General features: G+C 45.5%; 17 protein-coding genes. 8 read left to right on the top strand and 9 right to left on the bottom strand.

Annotated features, from left to right (window positions below; genetic code table 11):
* On the top strand, positions 1 to 90 hold a 90-nt coding region (locus JQC93_RS19730), incomplete at its 5' end, for an IS3 family transposase (protein ID WP_205158803.1).
* A 75-nt stretch (positions 91 to 165) separates the two neighbouring features.
* On the opposite strand, the gene cynS is transcribed toward JQC93_RS19730, so the two are convergent.
* Together cynS and JQC93_RS19720 are read right to left on the bottom strand one after the other, a co-directional pair.
* On the bottom strand, positions 166 to 606 hold the full coding sequence (gene cynS, locus JQC93_RS19725; protein WP_236009688.1) for a cyanase: 441 nt from the start codon (positions 604 to 606) through the stop codon (positions 166 to 168).
* Positions 607 to 790: 184 nt separating this feature from the next.
* A complete protein-coding gene (locus JQC93_RS19720; RefSeq protein WP_205160041.1) occupies positions 791 to 2,083 on the bottom strand; it encodes a peptidoglycan DD-metalloendopeptidase family protein in 1,293 nt (430 codons plus the stop codon).
* 126 nt (positions 2,084 to 2,209) lie between these two features.
* On the opposite strand from JQC93_RS19720, the gene tyrS reads away from it, so the two are divergent.
* Entirely contained in the window at positions 2,210 to 3,397 is a 1,188-nt protein-coding gene (gene tyrS / locus JQC93_RS19715) for a tyrosine--tRNA ligase (protein ID WP_205160040.1), read from the top strand.
* A gap of 98 nt (positions 3,398 to 3,495) precedes the next feature.
* On the opposite strand, the gene JQC93_RS19710 is transcribed toward tyrS, so the two are convergent.
* From JQC93_RS19710 to JQC93_RS19700, 3 genes are read right to left on the bottom strand one after another with little or no spacing between them, the layout of a single operon-like run.
* Positions 3,496 to 3,906: a type 2 periplasmic-binding domain-containing protein gene (locus tag JQC93_RS19710; protein WP_236009687.1), complete on the bottom strand. Its 411-nt coding sequence runs from the start codon at positions 3,904 to 3,906 to the stop codon at positions 3,496 to 3,498.
* A 9-nt stretch (positions 3,907 to 3,915) separates the two neighbouring features.
* Positions 3,916 to 5,100 carry a porin family protein gene (locus tag JQC93_RS19705; RefSeq protein ID WP_205160039.1) on the bottom strand — a complete coding sequence of 395 codons (1,185 nt, stop codon included), beginning with the start codon at positions 5,098 to 5,100 and terminating at the stop codon, positions 3,916 to 3,918.
* Between the two features lie 31 nt (positions 5,101 to 5,131).
* Positions 5,132 to 6,751, bottom strand: coding sequence for a methyl-accepting chemotaxis protein (locus tag JQC93_RS19700; protein ID WP_205160038.1), 1,620 nt, complete (start codon positions 6,749 to 6,751; stop codon positions 5,132 to 5,134).
* 343 nt (positions 6,752 to 7,094) lie between these two features.
* Here JQC93_RS19700 and JQC93_RS19695 point away from each other — a divergent pair, with 343 nt between their 5' ends.
* Positions 7,095 to 7,931, top strand: a complete 837-nt coding sequence (locus tag JQC93_RS19695; RefSeq protein ID WP_205160037.1) for a magnesium transporter — start codon at positions 7,095 to 7,097, stop codon at positions 7,929 to 7,931.
* A gap of 4 nt (positions 7,932 to 7,935) precedes the next feature.
* On the opposite strand, the gene dacB is transcribed toward JQC93_RS19695, so the two are convergent.
* Positions 7,936 to 9,336, bottom strand: coding sequence for a D-alanyl-D-alanine carboxypeptidase/D-alanyl-D-alanine endopeptidase (dacB, locus tag JQC93_RS19690; RefSeq protein ID WP_205160036.1), 1,401 nt, complete (start codon positions 9,334 to 9,336; stop codon positions 7,936 to 7,938).
* An 89-nt stretch (positions 9,337 to 9,425) separates the two neighbouring features.
* Positions 9,426 to 10,523 (bottom strand): porin, encoded by a 1,098-nt coding sequence (locus JQC93_RS19685; protein WP_205160035.1) that lies wholly within the window; start codon positions 10,521 to 10,523, stop codon positions 9,426 to 9,428.
* A gap of 700 nt (positions 10,524 to 11,223) precedes the next feature.
* Here JQC93_RS19685 and greA point away from each other — a divergent pair.
* On the top strand, positions 11,224 to 11,697 hold the full coding sequence (gene greA, locus JQC93_RS19680; protein WP_205160034.1) for a transcription elongation factor GreA: 474 nt from the start codon (positions 11,224 to 11,226) through the stop codon (positions 11,695 to 11,697).
* A 62-nt stretch (positions 11,698 to 11,759) separates the two neighbouring features.
* On the opposite strand, the gene yhbY is transcribed toward greA, so the two are convergent.
* Entirely contained in the window at positions 11,760 to 12,056 is a 297-nt protein-coding gene (gene yhbY, locus JQC93_RS19675) for a ribosome assembly RNA-binding protein YhbY (RefSeq protein ID WP_205160033.1), read from the bottom strand.
* A 559-nt stretch (positions 12,057 to 12,615) separates the two neighbouring features.
* On the opposite strand from yhbY, the gene ftsH reads away from it, so the two are divergent.
* The 4 genes from ftsH (at position 12,616) to JQC93_RS19655 (ending at position 17,328) form a co-directional block, all read left to right on the top strand.
* Positions 12,616 to 14,604: an ATP-dependent zinc metalloprotease FtsH gene (gene ftsH, locus JQC93_RS19670; protein ID WP_205160032.1), complete on the top strand. Its 1,989-nt coding sequence runs from the start codon at positions 12,616 to 12,618 to the stop codon at positions 14,602 to 14,604.
* A 100-nt stretch (positions 14,605 to 14,704) separates the two neighbouring features.
* Entirely contained in the window at positions 14,705 to 15,550 is an 846-nt protein-coding gene (folP, locus tag JQC93_RS19665; RefSeq protein ID WP_205160044.1) for a dihydropteroate synthase, read from the top strand.
* Between the two features lie 3 nt (positions 15,551 to 15,553).
* Positions 15,554 to 16,891 carry a phosphoglucosamine mutase gene (gene glmM / locus JQC93_RS19660; protein WP_205160031.1) on the top strand — a complete coding sequence of 446 codons (1,338 nt, stop codon included), beginning with the start codon at positions 15,554 to 15,556 and terminating at the stop codon, positions 16,889 to 16,891.
* On the top strand, positions 16,891 to 17,328 hold the full coding sequence (locus tag JQC93_RS19655) for a hypothetical protein (protein WP_205160030.1): 438 nt from the start codon (positions 16,891 to 16,893) through the stop codon (positions 17,326 to 17,328). The genes glmM and JQC93_RS19655 overlap by 1 nt, the downstream gene beginning before the upstream one ends.
* 61 nt (positions 17,329 to 17,389) lie before the next feature.
* Here JQC93_RS19655 and suhB read toward each other — a convergent pair whose 3' ends face one another.
* Positions 17,390 to 18,193, bottom strand: a complete 804-nt coding sequence (gene suhB / locus JQC93_RS19650) for an inositol-1-monophosphatase (protein WP_205160029.1) — start codon at positions 18,191 to 18,193, stop codon at positions 17,390 to 17,392.
* Positions 18,194 to 18,290: the final 97 nt, after the last annotated feature.

The following is an 18,290-nucleotide window of genomic DNA, read 5'->3' as shown; positions in this document are numbered from 1 at the left end:
ATCGAGTACTACAACACAAAACGCATCAAGGTGAAACTAAAAGGCCTGACTCCGATGGAATATCGAAATCAGGCCTTACAAGCCGCTTAACAGAAATGTCCAACTTTAAGGGGTCACTTCAAACGCCGGTTTTTTACATCTGTGCTTTTCGACTAGGGTGTACCTTTACCAGGTTTTATAAGGAAGGAACTTACCATTCATGGTGATCACCACACGATCGCCTTTAGGATCTACCTGTTTATCGACATCCATCGAAAAATCGATCGCACTCATGATGCCATCGCCAAACTGTTCTTGAATCACTTCTTTCAGTGTGTCGCCATACACGCCAACGACTTCATACAGGCGGTAAATCAAAGGGTCTTGTGGTACCGCCTGATCCCAAGATTTGGTTGGGTAAGACATTAATATCCGCTGACTACCCTCGGGAAGATCAAGCAACTGGCACAGCGCTTTTGCGGGCTTTTCTGGCATGCTGTTCATGCCAAGACAAGCAGAGGTTACCCAAACGGTGCCTAGTTCTAACTCTGCAGCGATGGCTTCCCAACTTAACCCTCGTTCGATTTTGGTAGCAACTATTGCTTCAACAACTTGTTCGCGTTTCATGATGACACTCCTTGTACTGAAAGGAGTAACCAGAGCAAGCATTGTGCCGTTGATATCTAGTTGATAATAAAGAGATTAATTGTGGCGATTTCGATAAGTGCGCCCTATAGCAGTGCAAGTATGTCTAAGGTGTACAAAAAACGGGCATAACCAAGAGGATTGGCTGTGCCCATTTTTAATTCGATTATTCACCAATAAGCAGGTGTTGGTAACGCTCTAGCTCACCAAGACGTTGTGATGCTTCTGCCAAGAACTGCGTCTTATGATCGCCGGTTAGCGATTTAGATTGAGGCAGTTTGACTGTGCGCGAATTCTTGTGAACACCGTTAACCAAGAACTCATAGTGTAGATGCGGACCTGTGACTCGGCCTGTGCCACCTAAAGTTCCGATGGTTTGACCTTGCTTCACTCGTTGACCTTTCTTCACTTTACGCGATTTTAAGTGCAGGTACTTAGTGATGTAAGTATTACTGTGTTTGATGAATACGTAGTTACCGTTAAATTGATTGTAGCCAGATTGCAAAACTGTACCGTCACCTGCTGCCCAGATAGGGGTACCCACAGGAGCCGCGTAATCCGTTCCTCGGTGAGCGGTGACTTTGCCCGTCACCGGGTGACGTCGGTTAGGGTTAAAGCTGGAGGTTACCCGTCGGAAATCCAATGGTGAGCGCAAGAAGGCTTTTTTCATAGCGCGGCCTTCATCGTCGTAGAAGTTGTCTGTTTTACTGTCACGAATGGCGGTAAAGGTGTCGCCCTGATTGCTAAATATCGCGGCCATTATCTTGCCTCGACCTACCATTTCACCTTCGACGTATCGTTCTTCATAGAGAACTTGAAAGGCGTCGTCTTCTCGGATGTCTAGGGCAAAATCGATGTCCCAACCAAAAATTCCGGCCAGTTCCATGATCTGGTTAGCGGTAAGCCCCGCAGCGATGCCTGCATTCCAGAAGCTACTGGTTATACTGGCTTCAGCATAATTTAGGCGGGTGTTGATCTCTTTTTTATCGAGGCTTGAGACGAAGTTATCGTTACTATCACGTGTGATAACAAAGGTTTCAAACTCACTGAGTTGCCTTTGCATCTGAATGAGTTTGCGCTCGTTATCAAAGCCGAACTTCAGGGTGTCGCCTGGCCGTAAGCGAGTCAGCTGTTTCTCTATATCGTTATTAGTGTGGACAAGCTGATGCAAAAGGCGAGCGGAGAGCCCGATGCGCTGAAATAAAATCGCCGCACTTTCGCCATTGCCTACTGTTATAGACTGCCAATCCAAAGCAACGATAGGGTCAATCCGCTGTGTTGGGTTAAGTGCTTGAGTGTTTATAGTTAAAGGATAGTGTCGGCCGATCTCTAATCTATCATCGTCTTCGTGCAGTTCATGAGCATCTGGCAGAAAAAAAAGTGCAAACACCACAATTGCAGTAAAAAAAGCAATCAGAGCGCGATGCAGTAGGGGTAAACGTTGGAAAATAGACAGCATATTCCGTTATGAGGCCAAAAACTTGAAAAAAAGACAATTCACTAGTTTAACCTGTTTCAAAACCGAGTGCTATTCAAGTACACTGCGGTATTACTTAAATTTCCAAATCTGTGGGAGCAGACCAAAATGGCCAATTTCGAAGCGGCACTGGCAGAGATTAAGCGCGGTGTTGACGAGCTAATCCCTGAAAAAGAGTTAATTGAAAAATTAAAACAGAACCGTCCATTGCGTATTAAGTTGGGTGCGGATCCAACCGCTCCGGACATTCATTTAGGCCACACAGTGATCCTAAATAAATTGCGCGCTTTTCAAGAGCTCGGCCATGATGTGACGTTTCTAATCGGCGATTTCACCGGTATGGTGGGAGACCCTTCAGGTAAAAATACCACACGCCCACCACTAACTCGTGAAGACGTGCTGCGCAATGCAGAAACGTACAAAGAGCAAGTCTTTAAAATTTTAGATCCTGCTAAAACCAAAATTCGCTTTAACTCTGAGTGGCTAAACGAGTTGGGCGCTGCAGGTATGATTCGTCTTGCATCAAATCAGACCGTTGCTCGTATGCTAGAGCGTGATGACTTCAAAAAGCGTTACTCTAATGAACAACCGATCGCTATCCATGAGTTCATGTACCCATTACTGCAAGGCTATGACTCCGTTGCGATGGATACTGATGTAGAGCTTGGTGGTACCGACCAGAAGTTTAACTTGCTAATGGGGCGTGAGCTGCAAAAAGCACACGGCCAGCCTCAGCAAGTTGTTTTGACTATGCCATTGCTAGTGGGTTTAGACGGCACCAAGAAAATGTCAAAATCTGCGCATAACTACATTGGCGTAAGTGAAGCACCTGATGAGATGTTTGGTAAAATCATGTCTATCTCTGATGACCTAATGTGGAGCTACTACGAGCTACTTTCGTTCCGTCCACTGGAAGAGATTGCTCAATTTAAAGCGGATGTTGAAGCAGGCAGTAACCCACGCGATGTTAAGGTACTACTGGCGAAAGAGATCATTGCACGTTTCCACAGCGATGCTGATGCTGATGCTGCCGAGCAAGCGTTTATCAATCGCTTTGCTAAAAACCAAATCCCAGATGAAATGCCTGAGTTTGAATACGACCATGGCCGCCCAATCAGCAATTTGCTGCGTGAAGCTGAATTATGTTCATCGTCTTCAGATGCAATGCGAATGATCAAAGCTGGCGCGGTTAAAATTGACGGCGAAAAAGTGACCGATAACAAACTCGTGCCAGAAGTGGGTACATCCGTTTATCAAGTGGGCAAGCGTAAGTTCGCAAGAATTACCATTAAGTAGCTCAAGCGTGAGCCTTTGGCTTTAGTGACACTGCCTCAATAACAAAATAGCGCCTAAAAGGCGCTATTTTTATGTCTTATAAACTGTGTTCGTAGACATTACGGCGTGTAGATAACAACAACCGAACCTGTTACTTCAGATTCGTCAACGTATCCAACCGCTGCAGGGTTTGACGATACTTCCGCTAATACCGCTGCGCTTGAGCCCATCGTTTTGGGTGGGTTAGCTTTGCCAGTAAAGACTAGTTTTGACCAGTAGGCTTGAAGTTGCGAGTCTGACTTACCGGTAACGACACCATGAAACTCTGAACGGATGTCAGTACCGTCGTTGTATTCAACAACGACGGGTTTGGTGCCATTTGGCAGTTTTTTAAGTTTACCCAAAAACAGCTTTTTAGCTTCAGCATCGCTAAGTGCTTCACTGGCTGCTGGGTTAGCAATGATCACAGGTGCAGCCATCGCATTCGCGGCAAACAGACCCAAGGCTAAACTAAGTAGTACTTTTTTCATGATTGCTCCTTAGAATACGCCGTCTAGACGAAGTGAATAAACTGCTGTGTTTTCATGAGTATTGCTCGACATGAAACCTGTAGTATCGCCAAGGTCAGTGACATAGGTGTAATCAGCTTTTATTGCTAGATTCGATAGTAACTCGTAACGAAGTCCTAGTGCGTATGAAGTACGTTGACCGTTTAAAGCTTCGAAACCTGCTGAACGATCAGAATCGTCGGTAGATTTCGCATTACCGTAATTTACGTAAGGCATCCAATCACCAAAACGGTAACCTACTGTAGCGTAATAACCATCGATATCTGGGTAGTCCCCCTCGATTTCAGTTTTTGTATATTCAGAAATAACCAGTAAATCACCATCATCGTATTGCAATCCTGCACCGTAGAAGTCCGCACGTGAACCACCATCGACTAGAATGGCATCGTAAATCGGATTGGTTGATGAAGCGACGGCTGTTCCGTATACACCACGCAAGGTGAGAACGTCATCGTAATTCCACGCGATGCTGGTGCCCCACATGTAATCGAAATTACTTTCGTAGTTAATATCAGCATCGATTGGGATCATGCCACCAGAAATGGCATTTACATTCGCTGGTGAATCGACTCGAGAATTACCACCAAACGCCTGCAGCGAAATTACAGACTCACTAAATTCAATATCATAGGCTACATCACCACCTACATAGCTTTGGAATGGGATCTGACCATACACTTCTTGCGGTGGGCGAACCCATGGCTGTGCAAAACCGACGTCCATATAATCTGAGTACATAAACAGTGGTACACGCAGTTTACCGCCACGTACCGTAAGGTCGTTATCAAACGTGTGCTTGATGTAAGCCCACTCCATTGTCATATCGAAGCTATCGATACCCTTTGCAAGAATTTGAGCCACTACGCTGGTGCTGTCACCTAGAGCAAATTCGCCTTGCAGGCCAATCATCGTGAGCTCATCAAAGCTGTAACTATCTTTTGCGTCGGCATATCCTGCGTCATTGCTTGCGCGGGTAACACCAACGCTATAAAAACCGTTAAATTTTAGACGATCCAGTGCGCTGTTTTGGTTGGCACTCTTTAGAATGGCAACTTCATTTTCAAGGGCTTGAATACGACCATCAGTTTCTTGAGAGAATACGGTACCGCTTGCCAATAAAGCGATTGGCAAAATTAATTTCGTCCCTGTGTTCATGGGAACTCCTACTTTTATATTGTTAGTATGGTTACACTTTGTATTGTCGGATAACGTCGCCAAGTTGGCGGGTTACGTTTTGAATATCATCACTCACTTTGTCCAGCTCTACTGAGCTTGAGGAGACAGACTGAGAGATCTTTTCAATTTCGTGGATGCTGCTAGAAATGCGCTGTGAAGAGAGGCTTTGCTCTTCGGTGGCAACAGCGATTTGTTGGTTAAGATCCATTATGCTCTTCACCTTATCGGTAATGAGGTGTAAGGAATCACCAGATTTGCCTGATTGGCTTACACTGTGATCTGCACTGTTGGTGCCTTTGTCCATTGCAACCACAACTTGAGAAGCGCCGTCTTGAATAGCGCTTAGCACTTGCTGGATCTCTTGTGTTGAATCCTGAGTTCGCGAGGCTAAGGTGCGAACTTCGTCCGCAACTACCGCAAATCCACGACCTTGTTCACCGGCTCGCGCGGCTTCAATCGCCGCATTGAGTGCTAACAAGTTAGTTTGCTCGGCAATATCGCGAATGGTATTAATGATGAGACCCGCTTTGTCAGTGTGGGTTTCAAGTTGATTAACCATGGTCGAGGTTTCGTTAACTTCGTGAGCCAGTTGATTGATTGAGGTAATTGCACCTTCGACGACGTCACTGCCGTCAATGGCGGTTTTATTCGCTTCTTCCGCCACGCCAGACGCCTGTGAGGCATTAGCAGCAATTGAGTCCACACTCTCGCTCATCAATTGGATAGCTTCGCTCACCTCAGTAACGGATGCGCTTTGTGCGTGCACATTTTCTGTGGTTATCTCACTGGTGTTCTTTAGGCGTTCCGATACATCTTGCAGAGCACTGATGGTCGCTGACGTATCCGAAATGCTCTTTTGCATTTTGACGATAAACTGATTGAACCAATGCACCAAATCGGCAATTTCGTCTTTACCATCGTAGTTAACACGTAGGGTTAAATCGCCTTCTCCAGTCACGATTGAGCGTAGTGAAGTTGTGACGGTATTGAGTGATTTAACAATGCTTCGCTGGATGAAAAAAGTCGTGGCGATAAGAATCGACATGGTTGCGATACCCAGCCCAATCCCAAACATTACCGCATCGTTTGCATCTTCAATGGTGGAGGTGATTGTTTGGTTAAATGCTTGATTACTCTGAGTTTCAATTGTATCTAGCGACGTGTTTAGAGAGTCTAAAATTGCTGCGGACTTTTGGGCACGCGCTGGCAAGGTGGCAAAGTCTGCGCTGCCATCAATAAGTTCACTTGCCATTGCGAATGCACCTTGTTGATAGGTGTTTAATTGCTTTTCGAGTTCACGGATAGCGGCGGTAGAGCCGGGGGATGCCGTAGAGAACGCGGCGAGACTTTGCGTCAAAGTGTTGAGCTCATCTTGCGCTAGCTCAAGTACTTCTTCGTCCCCAGTGGTGACAGCCGCTTGCAAATTTGCGTCTAGGTTTTTTAGAGCATTCTTTGCGTTAATGGCAGCAGAGAGAGCAGGAAAATACTCATGTTGAATCTGAGTAATAGAGGCTTCTGTGCTCTTTTGAACTTGAATTTCTTGATAAAGGAAAAGACCAAACCCCAATATGGCAACCGCGGCCAGCAATTGAATTTTCTGTCTTATGTTGAGACTTCTGGTAATCGACATTTCTGCTTCCTAGGGATTATACCGTTCGACGTATTGTATGCGGGCGGTGAAAATTAACAATAGCTAATTCATGTAAACGTTAACATTAGGTGGGACAGACTTATATCGGCCAGGCGCAACAAATCTTTACAATATATCCAAACGATCATTTAACCACGTTTAACGCCAGTGGTATTATCCAGCCGCTGCAATGGGCAGCCTCATTTGTCATACAAAAAATGCAAAACGTTGATTTTCCTCCCAGTCTAAACGGGATTGGTAACAACTGACGCTCTGCCTTGCATAGCGGTTGACTTGCCTTTCCCACATTTAGCCTTAGTCATATGTGAAATAAGGGGCATTTATGTCAGCCGTATCTTATAAAACGCAGATCTCATCTGCGTCTGTTCAGTGCCATGCATTGGACCTTTCTACCTTTTCGTCTCTGTGCCAAGCCGATCAAATTCTTTGGATAAAAGAGAGTGAGCTGAATGATGTGCTTAGTACGTTGAAGCTATGCGCCGTCGGTCATGTGCAAGAACTATTGCTCGAATTGCAACATCAAGGGTTTTCAGATAAAGCTCGCCAACTCTCTAGCTTATTAGGGGTTTCTTTTGACCTTTCTAAGCAGAGCGACTACTTCGAGCTTTCAACATTTACTCACGTCAAGCAACGCGCTCCTTGGATTGTCCTTTTAGCGTTGTTTGGCATTGTATCGGGTTTAATCATCGCTTCGTACGAAGATACTTTAAGTCAGTTACTGCTATTGGCGGTTTACATGCCAGTCATTGCGGCCGCAGGTGGTAACACCGGAACCCAAGCTGCAACCTTGATCACTCGGGGCTTGGCGTTAGGTAATATTTCGCCAAAGCAGTGGTTTAGAGTGTTAAGAAAGGAGAGTCGAATTGCGGTTTGGATTGCGGTGATTGTTTCAGCTGTGATGGTCGGACGAATTATTTTTGTTGGAGATAGCAACAGTACCGGTGGGTTTGATATAGAGCTCATCGCCATCGCAATCGCAATAGCATTGAGTGTGCAAATTATGTTATCCACGTTACTTGGAGGAATTATGCCCTTGATTGCTCACAAAATGAAGATGGATCCTGCTGTTATGGTGAGCCCTATACTCGCATCGCTGGTGGACATTTCAGGTGTCTGGATCTATTTCACAACAGTAAACTGGTACCTCGGGCTATCTTAGCTTGTTAATCGGCAAGTAACTGTCGGTAGAACGCCTTCTCAAACGATGTGTAAGGTGCTTCTACCGGTGTCGCAGGCGTTTCACTTTGCGGTGGATGATAGTCGGCAATCAACTGTACAAACCATTTGCTTGGCTCGCCTTGCGCGTCAAATGAGAACCCTGCCATATTGATGCTTCCAAACAGTGAACCACTTTTCGCTGCTAATTGGCCTTTAATATCATCACCGCGCATGCTGCTGCGATACTTTAAGGTACCATCCACGCCAGCTTTTGGTAGCAGTTCAATAAAATTCAGTGTGTGGTCATTAAGTTGAACGTATTCCAAAACTGCGGCTAATTGACTGGCCGTGATTTTGTTATTGCGTGACAGCCCTGAGCCATCGAAAAACTGAGCATAATCTAAGTTCGTTTTAGTGTGGTATTCCAGTATCGCTTTCATCGCTGCAGCACCGTTTGAGAAGCTTCCAGGTGCTTGGTAGTAAGAACGACCTACAGCTTTTAGTACGTTATCGGCGATTAGGTTATCCGACTCTTGAAGCATAATCTTGAGCAAATCAGTCAACGGCGCAGAACGATGCTCAGCGACTAAGGTGAGCTCATCTGGTGTGTCTCGTTTTGCACGGGTAATAATCACACCTTGCAACGAAATATTGAGTTCTGAGAGCAATCCTCTCAAGGTTGCCGATACGTAGCTGCGGGTATCTTGTATTGCAAACTTTAACGGTAGTGGTTTGCTTCTTTCTGCCATGCATCCCGCGAGTCGGTAGGTATTACCAAAAGTGGTTAATTCAAGATCGCAATGCTGAATTTTCTGTTGGTCTTTGGTTAGGGTTATCGCATCCGTTGAGACTTCAATAGGCTGATGAGGTGGCACGTAGACACGAGTTTGACCGGTCGCCAAACTAGATATTGATCCTTGAATACAGTTGTCATCAAGAGTAACAACACTCGATGGAGCGCTATAACACACGCCTAAGTTATCCCATGGCCAACCAGGGGCTTTCTCGTACCCAGTAAACTGACGGTCATCAATGTAAAGATTGCCAGGGATGATGTTTCCGTGTTGAGTTTTGTATTCTTGGAGAAGCTTTTTTATGTCGGAGCGGGCTAATCTAGGGTCACCAGAAAAGCTTAAGAATAGATCGCGGTCGCTTTTTTGTAGTTGAGTGACAAATTGAAAGTCGTCACCAAGCTCGATTTTTGCGGTAAGAGCGGTGAGAATTTTAAGTGTGCTGGCCGGTGGAAGAAGTTGTTCACTATTATAAACAATATCAGCGCCTTGCTCTGATGCGACATAGATAGCAGCACGACTACCAGCAGGTAGATACTCGATACCCTCGAAGGGAGCAGTCCACGCCGAGGACGAAAACAAAAGGGCAAAAAAGGTTAAGAAAATCTTGAACATGAGTGGCAACTTCAACGACAGTTGTTGCGCAGTATAACAAAAACAAAAAGCCCTGCCAGTGGCAGGGCTTCGAGATTAGACGTTACGCATTATAGGTAGTAACGTGCACCGATGTTCCACTTGTTGTCTTTTTCGCTATCGTAGTCGTTACCAAGGTCGATTTGGTAACCAGCGAAGCCAACAAACTTCGGAGTGAAGTTGTACTCAGCTTGGATTGCAGACTGGCTGTATACCGTCTTGCTTGCTGCAGCATCTTCTACACCTTCGTAGTTAACAGATAGGTTTAGGCTGTTAGATAGGGCGTAAGCTACTAGGAATTCGTAAGAGTTTGCGTCTTCGATTGTACCATCAGCAACTGTTGGGAAACCGCCACGGCTGTAGTTAGTGTACTCTTGCATGTTTTCGTTTTTCGCGTAAACACCTGCAACGTATAGACCGTTGCCGTAAGAGCCGTATTTCGCTGACAATACGTGAGACTCAGCAGTTTTAGACGTGCTTGAACCAGCTTCAGTAAAGTCACCGGTGTTGTAGGCGTAACCTAGACCAAAGTCCATGATGTCGTAGCCAAGTGCGATTTGAGCACGGTTACCGTATTTAGCGCCAGAAGTTGTTTCTACGTAGTCGCCAGCATCGTTAAATTCGCCACCCTTTGACGTGTCGTCGTTGCGACCTTGAAGAGCAAGACCTAGGTTGAATGCACCTGCATCACCAAAGTCAAAGCTGTTGCGGTAAGAAAGCATCGCTTCTGCACGACCAGTACCTAGGTTACCGTGGTTTTCGTAGATGAAGTCGTTAGCAAATGCGATTGGCATATCAGCAACGCCAGCAACGTCGTAGTAAGGTGCCCACTGAGTACCTGCTACTGCGCGACCGTATACGTCGTGAGTAATGCCCATGTAACCTAGACGAGTTGTGAACGCTTGCTCACCACCGTTTAGAAGGTTAGTTGCCCACTCACCTTTAACGTCCATCGTGTAACCAGCACCCAAGTTGTGAGTCGCTTCCATGTTGATACGCGGAGAGTTGCTTGTTACGCCTACATCGCCTTCGTCAGAACCAGCTACAGAAAGAGAAAGGTGACCACCTACAGAAAAAGTAGAGTCGCCGTTGTTGTAAAGTTCTGCTGCGTGTGCAGTTGTTGCCATAGTGGCACCAGCGATAGCTAGTGCAATCAACTTCTTGTTCATCTTGGGTTTTTCCTAGTTTAGTTTGTCCATCAATGCGCTTGTTTATTCACGATATAATCGAGTGTACTTGTTAAGCAGTACAAATAGCGCTCGATGTCAGTCTGCTTAATTTGTTCCCCTTGGGTTAGTAAAATGATGTCAAAATATCAAATTTATAAAGATGGAGTGGCTGACTTTTAGTGGTAACTAATTGTTTTTGTTGCTATTGATGTTTTTTTTTGATTGTCTTGCTGGAAGTGCGAAATAATAATTTTTTATCTGTTTTTTGATTTAGGTGCCGTTTTTGCGGTGAGTTTTGAGTGGATTCGTGAGTCAGTGCACAAGGTTTTTAAGCGTATTCATTCAAGCGTCATGTTCATTTGTTAAAGAAACAATATGTCCCCCATAATCTGTTTTAGGCTATGTTAGTAAGGTGTAACGTGAAGGTGTTTTTAAAAAGCCGCTTGCCGTTACGCTATATTGACTTATGTTTTCCAGATGTGAGTTAGTCAGTTTTTTCTAGGCGTTCAAATGCGTTTAATCGCAATTGTTGAAGTGCAAAAACCAAAGAGTGATGATCTATCGGTGTATTTTGGGTAAACTGATTCAAACATCCAATTAATCTGCCTAACTTAGTTTTCACTGAGTGGGCTTTTGTTGCTCTAAAGTTTGCTCGGTACGATAAATCAGAAGCCGAGTCGTTTAGAGATTGAGGAATAAAATGGAAAAAGTACCTATGACTGCTCAAGGCGAGCAGTTACTTAAAACAGAATTAGAGCGTCTATTAAAACTGCGCCCACAAATATCTCAAGCGATTGCCGAAGCTCGTGAGCTAGGCGATTTAAAAGAGAATGCCGAGTATCATGCCGCACGTGAAGAGCAAGGTATTTGCGAAGCACAGATCCGCGATATTGAATACAAACTGTCTGTTGCGCAGGTGATCGACGTTGCCAATATGGAAAATACAGGCAAAGTAATCTTTGGCACTACGGTTACGGTCATTGACGTCGACACTGATGAAGAGTTTACCTATCAAATTGTCGGCGATGACGAAGCGGACATTAAGGCGCGTAAAATCTCAGTGAGCTCACCAATCGCTCGTGGCCTTATTGGTAAGCTAGAAGGTGATGAAGTGTCTATCCAAACTCCTGGTGGCGCGAAAGACTTTGAAATCGATAAAGTCGAATACATCTAAGACCCGATGTCTTACGCATTAAAAAAGGCTGCCATTGGCAGCCTTTTCTCGTTTTACTGACTCTATTTGCGAGGCAGTTCGATTTTGCGCTCTTCGCTAGGGCGATAGATCACGAGTACTTTACCAATGGTTTGTACTTTTTCGGCTTCTGTTTCGCGAATAATGGCGTCAATGATCAGGCCTTTTGTTTCGCGATCTTCAGAAGCGACCTTCACTTTGATCAACTCGTGGTGATCCAGTGCGATCTCGATTTCCGCTAGTACAGCTTCTGTCAATCCGTTTGCGCCAAGCAATACCACAGGTTTAAGGTGGTGTGCTAAGCCTTTTAGATGCTGCTTTTGTTTGGTGCTTAATTTCATAGTGCGGCCAAAAATCTTTGTTAATAGGGTTGAAAAGTCGATAGTGTAACTGCATATACAACTCAAGACTATACTTTTACCATGAATAGTCTAGTTATCACTTTTACGATGCACCAGCTTTGTTGAGCACCTTTGACCATTAAGTCTGCAAAAAGGTAAGCAACATTGCTTAGGTCCAAGAAAGTTCCGTGAGTCTAGTGCAACGGATGTTGGATTGTCTGGTCAAGAGTTAGCAGTTACTGAGCGCTCGTGGTAAAAGTGTTATAGGGCGAACGTTTTGATCACTATGTTTAAAGCTTTCGTAGAGTGTTCATATCAACAAAGATTCGTATGCCTGACCCTTTTCTCGCACGCTCTAGTAATGTCTAAATTGTTGCAATGGGTTACAAAGGTTAACGTTTTTAAGTAAAAACCCTGTAAATGAAGGGAGTGCGCTAGGTAAGCGAGCGATTATCATTTACTATTACATTTATACTATTTCGCGTGGCTACAGAGTTCGTTCTGTAGTAATCTACTTTTTATTACAACTAGTTAACTAGGGGCTGACACCTTGAGTGACATGGCAAAAAATCTAATACTGTGGCTCGTTATTGCAGTAGTGTTGATGTCGGTTTTCCAAAGCTTTGGACCAAGCGACGGCAACGGTCGTACCGTGGATTACACCACGTTTATACAGGAAGTGGGTCAAGGACAAGTCCGTGAAGCACAGATTAACGATAAAGAGATCATCTTTTATCGTAATGACAGCTCACGATATGTGACTTATATGCCGGTCTACGATACCAAGTTACTTGACGATTTGATCAACCAAAAAGTGAAAGTAACGGGTACACCACCAGAAGAGCAGAGCCTTCTAGGCACGATCTTCATCTCATGGTTCCCAATGATCTTACTGATTGGTGTATGGATATTCTTCATGCGTCAAATGCAAGGCGGCGGTGGCAAAGGCGCCATGTCGTTCGGTAAGAGTAAAGCTCGCATGATGAGCGAAGAACAAATTAAAACGACGTTCGCTGATGTTGCAGGCTGTGACGAAGCGAAAGAAGACGTTAAAGAGCTGGTAGACTACTTGCGCGACCCTAGCCGCTTCCAAAAACTGGGCGGCAAGATCCCGACGGGCGTACTGATGGTAGGTCCTCCTGGTACAGGTAAAACCTTGCTTGCAAAAGCAATCGCAGGTGAAGCGAAAGTGCCGTTCTTTACCATTTCAGGTTCTGATTTTGTTGAAATGTTTGTCGGTGTGGGTGCGTCTCGTGTCCGTGACATGTTTGAGCAAGCCAAAAAAGCAGCGCCTTGTATTATCTTTATCGATGAAATCGATGCTGTAGGTCGTCAACGTGGCGCAGGTGTTGGTGGTGGTCACGATGAACGTGAACAAACACTAAACCAAATGCTGGTTGAAATGGATGGCTTTGAGGGTAACGAAGGTATTATCGTTATCGCTGCGACCAACCGTCCTGACGTATTGGACCCTGCACTGCTACGTCCTGGTCGATTTGACCGTCAAGTGGTTGTAGGTCTTCCTGATGTGCGTGGCCGTGAGCAAATTCTTAAAGTGCATATGCGTAAAGTACCGCTGGCAGGGGACGTAGAACCGTCACTGATTGCACGTGGTACTCCAGGATTCTCCGGTGCAGATCTTGCTAACCTTGTAAACGAAGCCGCACTTTTTGCTGCTCGCGGTAACAAGCGTAACGTATCGATGGTTGAGTTCGAACTGGCTAAAGATAAAATCATGATGGGCGCAGAACGCCGCTCTATGGTGATGTCTGAAGACATTAAAGAGTCCACGGCTTATCACGAAGCGGGCCACGCCATTGTTGGTCGATTGGTTCCTGAGCACGATCCTGTGTACAAGGTATCTATCATTCCTCGTGGTCGTGCATTAGGTGTAACCATGTACTTGCCTGAGCAAGATCGTGTGAGCATGTCTCGCCAACACCTAGAGTCAATGATTTCTAGCTTGTATGGTGGACGCTTGGCTGAAGAGCTTATCTACGGTGCAGATAAAGTGTCTACGGGCGCGTCAAACGATATCGAACGTGCGACAGACATTGCTCGTAAGATGGTCACCCAATGGGGCTTCTCTGAGAAACTAGGTCCACTTCTTTATGCAGAAGAAGAGGGTGAGGTGTTCTTGGGTCGTAGTGTAACGCAGACTAAACACATGTCAGACGATACCGCGAAATTGATTGATGACGAAATTCGTCAAATCATCGACCGCAACTACGCTCGTGCACAGCAAATCCTAGAAGAAAACATGGATATCATGCACTCCATGAAAGACGCATTGATGAAATATGAAACCATTGATGCGGGTCAGATTGACGACCTTATGGAGCGTAAAGAAGAGATCCGTGAACCTGCTGGGTGGGGCGATCAATCTCGAGCGACTGAAGAGTCAAACAAATCTCGACACGACAAGTCAGACGACGCCAACGCAAAACAGGAAGAGCCAACTAAAGCCGAAGGTAAAGCCGATAGTAGCGCTGAACCTAAGCAAGATGCGCCAACCGATGATGCAACGCAGTCTAAAGACGCAGAGTAAGTATCGTAATTAAACATAAACCCCGAGCTTGCTCGGGGTTTTCTGCTATTCATGGGGTAAGGAAACTTATCGAGTGGCACAATTCAATATTAATAATGTTATGCAACTTAACCACAAGCACAAAGCTTTAGACTTATCGACGCCTCAAGTGATGGGGATACTCAACACAACACCTGACTCTTTCTCTGATGGTGGACAGCACAACGCAATAACGGATGCTTTAGCTCATGCAAAGCTAATGATTGAGCACGGTGCGACCATCATAGATATTGGTGGAGAATCAACACGGCCCGGCGCACCAGAAGTGGCACTAGAAGAAGAGCTACAGCGAACCATTCCGGTGATTAGAGCGCTTAGAGCAGAATCTGATGTTTGGATATCCATCGACACCAGCAAGGCTCAGGTCATGAGAGAGGCCATTGAGGCAGGCGCTGATATAATTAACGATGTGAGAGCATTGCAAGAGCCTGGGGCTTTAGAGGCTGCTGCAGAGTGTGACGCACCTATCTGTTTGATGCATATGCAAGGTCAACCTCGCTCTATGCAGCACAATCCGACTTATAATGATGTTGTTAGTGATGTTGCGGCGTTTCTGAGACAGCGAATGATTGATTGCGATCGTGTTGGTATTCAACGAGAGCGGCTGATCTTAGACCCAGGATTTGGCTTTGGAAAATCTCTCGAGCACAACTATCAATTATTGAGTGCTTTAGGTGAGTTTCACTCACTAGGGGTGCCTATTTTGGCAGGCATGTCGCGTAAATCGATGTTGTTTAAACTTCTCGATAAAGCACCTAACCAATGTGTTGCGGCTAGTGTTGCAGCCGCGACTATTGCGGCTCAAAAAGGCGCACAAATAATAAGAGTGCACGACGTTGCAGAAACAGTCGATGCGCTTAAAATCGTACAACAATTACAATTAGTTAATATCAATAATAAAGGTTAATTTATGGCTAGCAGACGCTATTTCGGTACAGATGGTATTCGCGGAAAAGTAGGGCAATATCCGATCACTCCAGACTTCGTATTAAAGTTGGGCTGGGCTGCAGGACGTGTTCTCGCCAAGCAAGGCACAAAAAAAGTAATAATTGGTAAAGATACTCGTATTTCGGGTTATATGTTGGAATCCGCATTAGAAGCTGGACTCGCAGCCGCTGGCTTGAAAGCAACGTTTACCGGACCCATGCCGACTCCAGCGGTAGCGTATTTAACGCAAACTTTTCGTGCGGAAGCTGGTATTGTTATTTCGGCCTCTCACAATCCCTATTACGATAATGGCATTAAGTTCTTTTCGTCAGAAGGGACAAAGTTGCCGGATGATATAGAGCTTGCTATCGAAGCTGAGCTGGACAAAGATATTGAATGTGTCGATTCTGCGCTATTAGGTAAAGCGACTCGATTGGATGATGCTGCCGGCCGCTACATCGAGTTTTGTAAAAGTACATTCCCTAAAGAGCTAAGCCTCGCTAAGCTAAAAATAGTGATCGATTGTGCACATGGCGCAACGTATCACATTGCGCCAAGTGTTTTTAAAGAGCTGGGTGCAGAGATCATCGCTATGGGTATTGAACCCAACGGGACCAACATTAACCATGAAGTTGGTGCTACGGACGTCAAAGCGCTACAAGCACGCGTTGTAGAAGAACAGGCTGACCTTGGCTTAGCCTTTGATGGTGATGGTGACCGTATTATCATGGTTGACCATCTTGGCAACAAGATAGATGGCGACCAAATTGCCTACATCATTGCACGTGATGCCCTACGACGTGGTGAACTTAAAGGTGGTGTAGTCGGTACGCTTATGACCAACCTAGGTATGGAGAATGGTCTAAAACAGCTAGGCATTCCGTTTGTACGTGCCTCGGTTGGCGATCGATACGTCATGGAGAAGCTGCTTGAGCGTGACTGGCTAATTGGCGCAGAGAACTCAGGGCATGTGATCCTTCTGGATAAAGTGACGACAGGCGATGCGATCGTTGCTAGCTTGCAAGTCCTTGCCTCCGTGGTAGGAAGCGAAATGTCACTTAGTGAGCTTTCTCAGGGAATGACACTTTACCCCCAAGAGTTGATCAATGTTCGTTTTGAAGGTGACAGCGATCCAATGAACGCGGCAAGCGTACTTGCAGCGGTGTCAGATGCTGAAGCTGAGTTAGCCGATAAGGGGCGCGTATTACTGCGCAAATCAGGTACCGAGCCTTTGATTCGAGTTATGGTCGAGGGCGAAGACGGTGCGCAAGTGTTGCGCTGTGCACAAACTATTGCAGACGCAGTGAAAGCGGCGAGCTAATGATTGCTGGCTATCAAATAAGGGGCGCATCGGCGCTCCTTTTTTTATTGGGCATTGCGTTATTAGGCCTTACAGGGTGCGATAAGGGCGAGATTTCGGAGTACAGTCCCATACGGTCAATGCTAGAGCAATACACCCAACAGGTGAATGTGATAGCGACTCAGCATAGCCTCGAAGGCCAGAGACAAGCAGAGCTTTATGACAATGGATCGATCAAACTGATTTATGGCTACCCTGAGCCATCAGAAGATGGGTTGAGTCTACTGCTAAATAAGTTGGATCAACAGTGGCGTATTGAGACGCCCAATGTTGTCATGCCGCAAGGTTTTCTGACTGTGTGGATTGTTAAGCAAAATACTCAACGCTGTGGTGTGATTTATAGCATTAACACGGCGCATCCTCAGCCGCCATTAATCAAAGTTCATTGCGTGAAATAAAAAAACGGGAGACGGGCTTGTTAGCCCATCTCCCGTTATTGATATTCATGCTGTCAAAAAATTACTTCAACATACCTTCGTTAGCGTTCTCACGTACATGTTTAAGCATCGCTTTAACACCACGTGGAGACGAAGCAACAATGTTGCCAGACTTCATGTATTCAGTACGGCCTGAAAAATCTGTGATGATGGCGCCTGCTTCACGAGCAATTAGATCGCCGGCAGCAATATCCCAAGGCTTAAGGCCTAGTTCAAAAAATCCGTCAACACGACCAGCGGCTAGGTAGCATAGATCCAGTGCAGCTGAACCTTGGCGACGGAAATCCGCAACTTCAGTAAACATCGAGCTCATGACTTTAAAGTATGACTCAGAATGTTGCTTCTGCTTGAATGGGAAACCTGTGGCAATGATTGCGCCTTGAAGGTCTTTTGCTTGTTTTACACGGATACGGGAGTTATTGAGTTGTGCACCAGCACCACGAGTGGCGGTGAACAGTTCGTTGGTCATTGGATCGTAAACACACGCAACTTCAGTTCGGCCTTTCATACGAACGGCGATAGAGACTGAGAAGTGTGGGATACCTTTTACGAAGTTATTAGTGCCATCCAGTGGGTCAATGATCCATTGTACATCGCTATCTTTACCTTCTTGAAGTCCACTTTCTTCTGCCACAACACTGTGTTCAGGATAAGAGGCTTTGATGGTTTCGATAATTAGAGACTCGGCTTCTTTATCGACGTTTGTCACGAAGTCGTTGTTGCCTTTAAGAGTAGATTCAATCTTATCAGCGTTTTCTAGAGATTTAGCAATGTGATTGCCTGCTTTTCGCGCAGCGCGAATAGCGATATTCAGCATAGGATGCATATCAAAATACCCAACAGATGTTAAAGAACTAAAGCGGCGCGCAGTATACCAAGTTTCATCCAAAAAGGAAGTGCTTATTTTTTAGTCATCAAGGTCT

The sequence above is a fragment of the Vibrio ulleungensis genome, from assembly GCF_016900875.1.
In the GTDB taxonomy this organism is placed as follows: domain Bacteria; phylum Pseudomonadota; class Gammaproteobacteria; order Enterobacterales; family Vibrionaceae; genus Vibrio; species Vibrio ulleungensis.
Note: the sequence above shows the minus strand (reverse complement) of the source record. Positions and strands in the feature narration are given on the sequence as shown.

Coding starts and splice junctions, on each gene's coding strand:
- glmM (WP_205160031.1), top strand. CDS start 15,554: ATGGCTAGCAGACGCTATTTCGGTACAGATGGTATTCGCGGAAAAGTA.
- greA (WP_205160034.1), top strand. CDS start 11,224: ATGGAAAAAGTACCTATGACTGCTCAAGGCGAGCAGTTACTTAAAACA.
- JQC93_RS19710 (WP_236009687.1), bottom strand. CDS start 3,906: ATGAAAAAAGTACTACTTAGTTTAGCCTTGGGTCTGTTTGCCGCGAAT.
- cynS (WP_236009688.1), bottom strand. CDS start 606: ATGAAACGCGAACAAGTTGTTGAAGCAATAGTTGCTACCAAAATCGAA.
- JQC93_RS19655 (WP_205160030.1), top strand. CDS start 16,891: ATGATTGCTGGCTATCAAATAAGGGGCGCATCGGCGCTCCTTTTTTTA.
- JQC93_RS19695 (WP_205160037.1), top strand. CDS start 7,095: ATGTCAGCCGTATCTTATAAAACGCAGATCTCATCTGCGTCTGTTCAG.
- JQC93_RS19700 (WP_205160038.1), bottom strand. CDS start 6,751: ATGTCGATTACCAGAAGTCTCAACATAAGACAGAAAATTCAATTGCTG.
- tyrS (WP_205160040.1), top strand. CDS start 2,210: ATGGCCAATTTCGAAGCGGCACTGGCAGAGATTAAGCGCGGTGTTGAC.
- JQC93_RS19720 (WP_205160041.1), bottom strand. CDS start 2,083: ATGCTGTCTATTTTCCAACGTTTACCCCTACTGCATCGCGCTCTGATT.
- ftsH (WP_205160032.1), top strand. CDS start 12,616: ATGGCAAAAAATCTAATACTGTGGCTCGTTATTGCAGTAGTGTTGATG.
- dacB (WP_205160036.1), bottom strand. CDS start 9,336: ATGTTCAAGATTTTCTTAACCTTTTTTGCCCTTTTGTTTTCGTCCTCG.
- JQC93_RS19685 (WP_205160035.1), bottom strand. CDS start 10,523: ATGAACAAGAAGTTGATTGCACTAGCTATCGCTGGTGCCACTATGGCA.
- JQC93_RS19705 (WP_205160039.1), bottom strand. CDS start 5,100: ATGAACACAGGGACGAAATTAATTTTGCCAATCGCTTTATTGGCAAGC.
- suhB (WP_205160029.1), bottom strand. CDS start 18,193: ATGCATCCTATGCTGAATATCGCTATTCGCGCTGCGCGAAAAGCAGGC.
- yhbY (WP_205160033.1), bottom strand. CDS start 12,056: ATGAAATTAAGCACCAAACAAAAGCAGCATCTAAAAGGCTTAGCACAC.
- folP (WP_205160044.1), top strand. CDS start 14,705: ATGCAACTTAACCACAAGCACAAAGCTTTAGACTTATCGACGCCTCAA.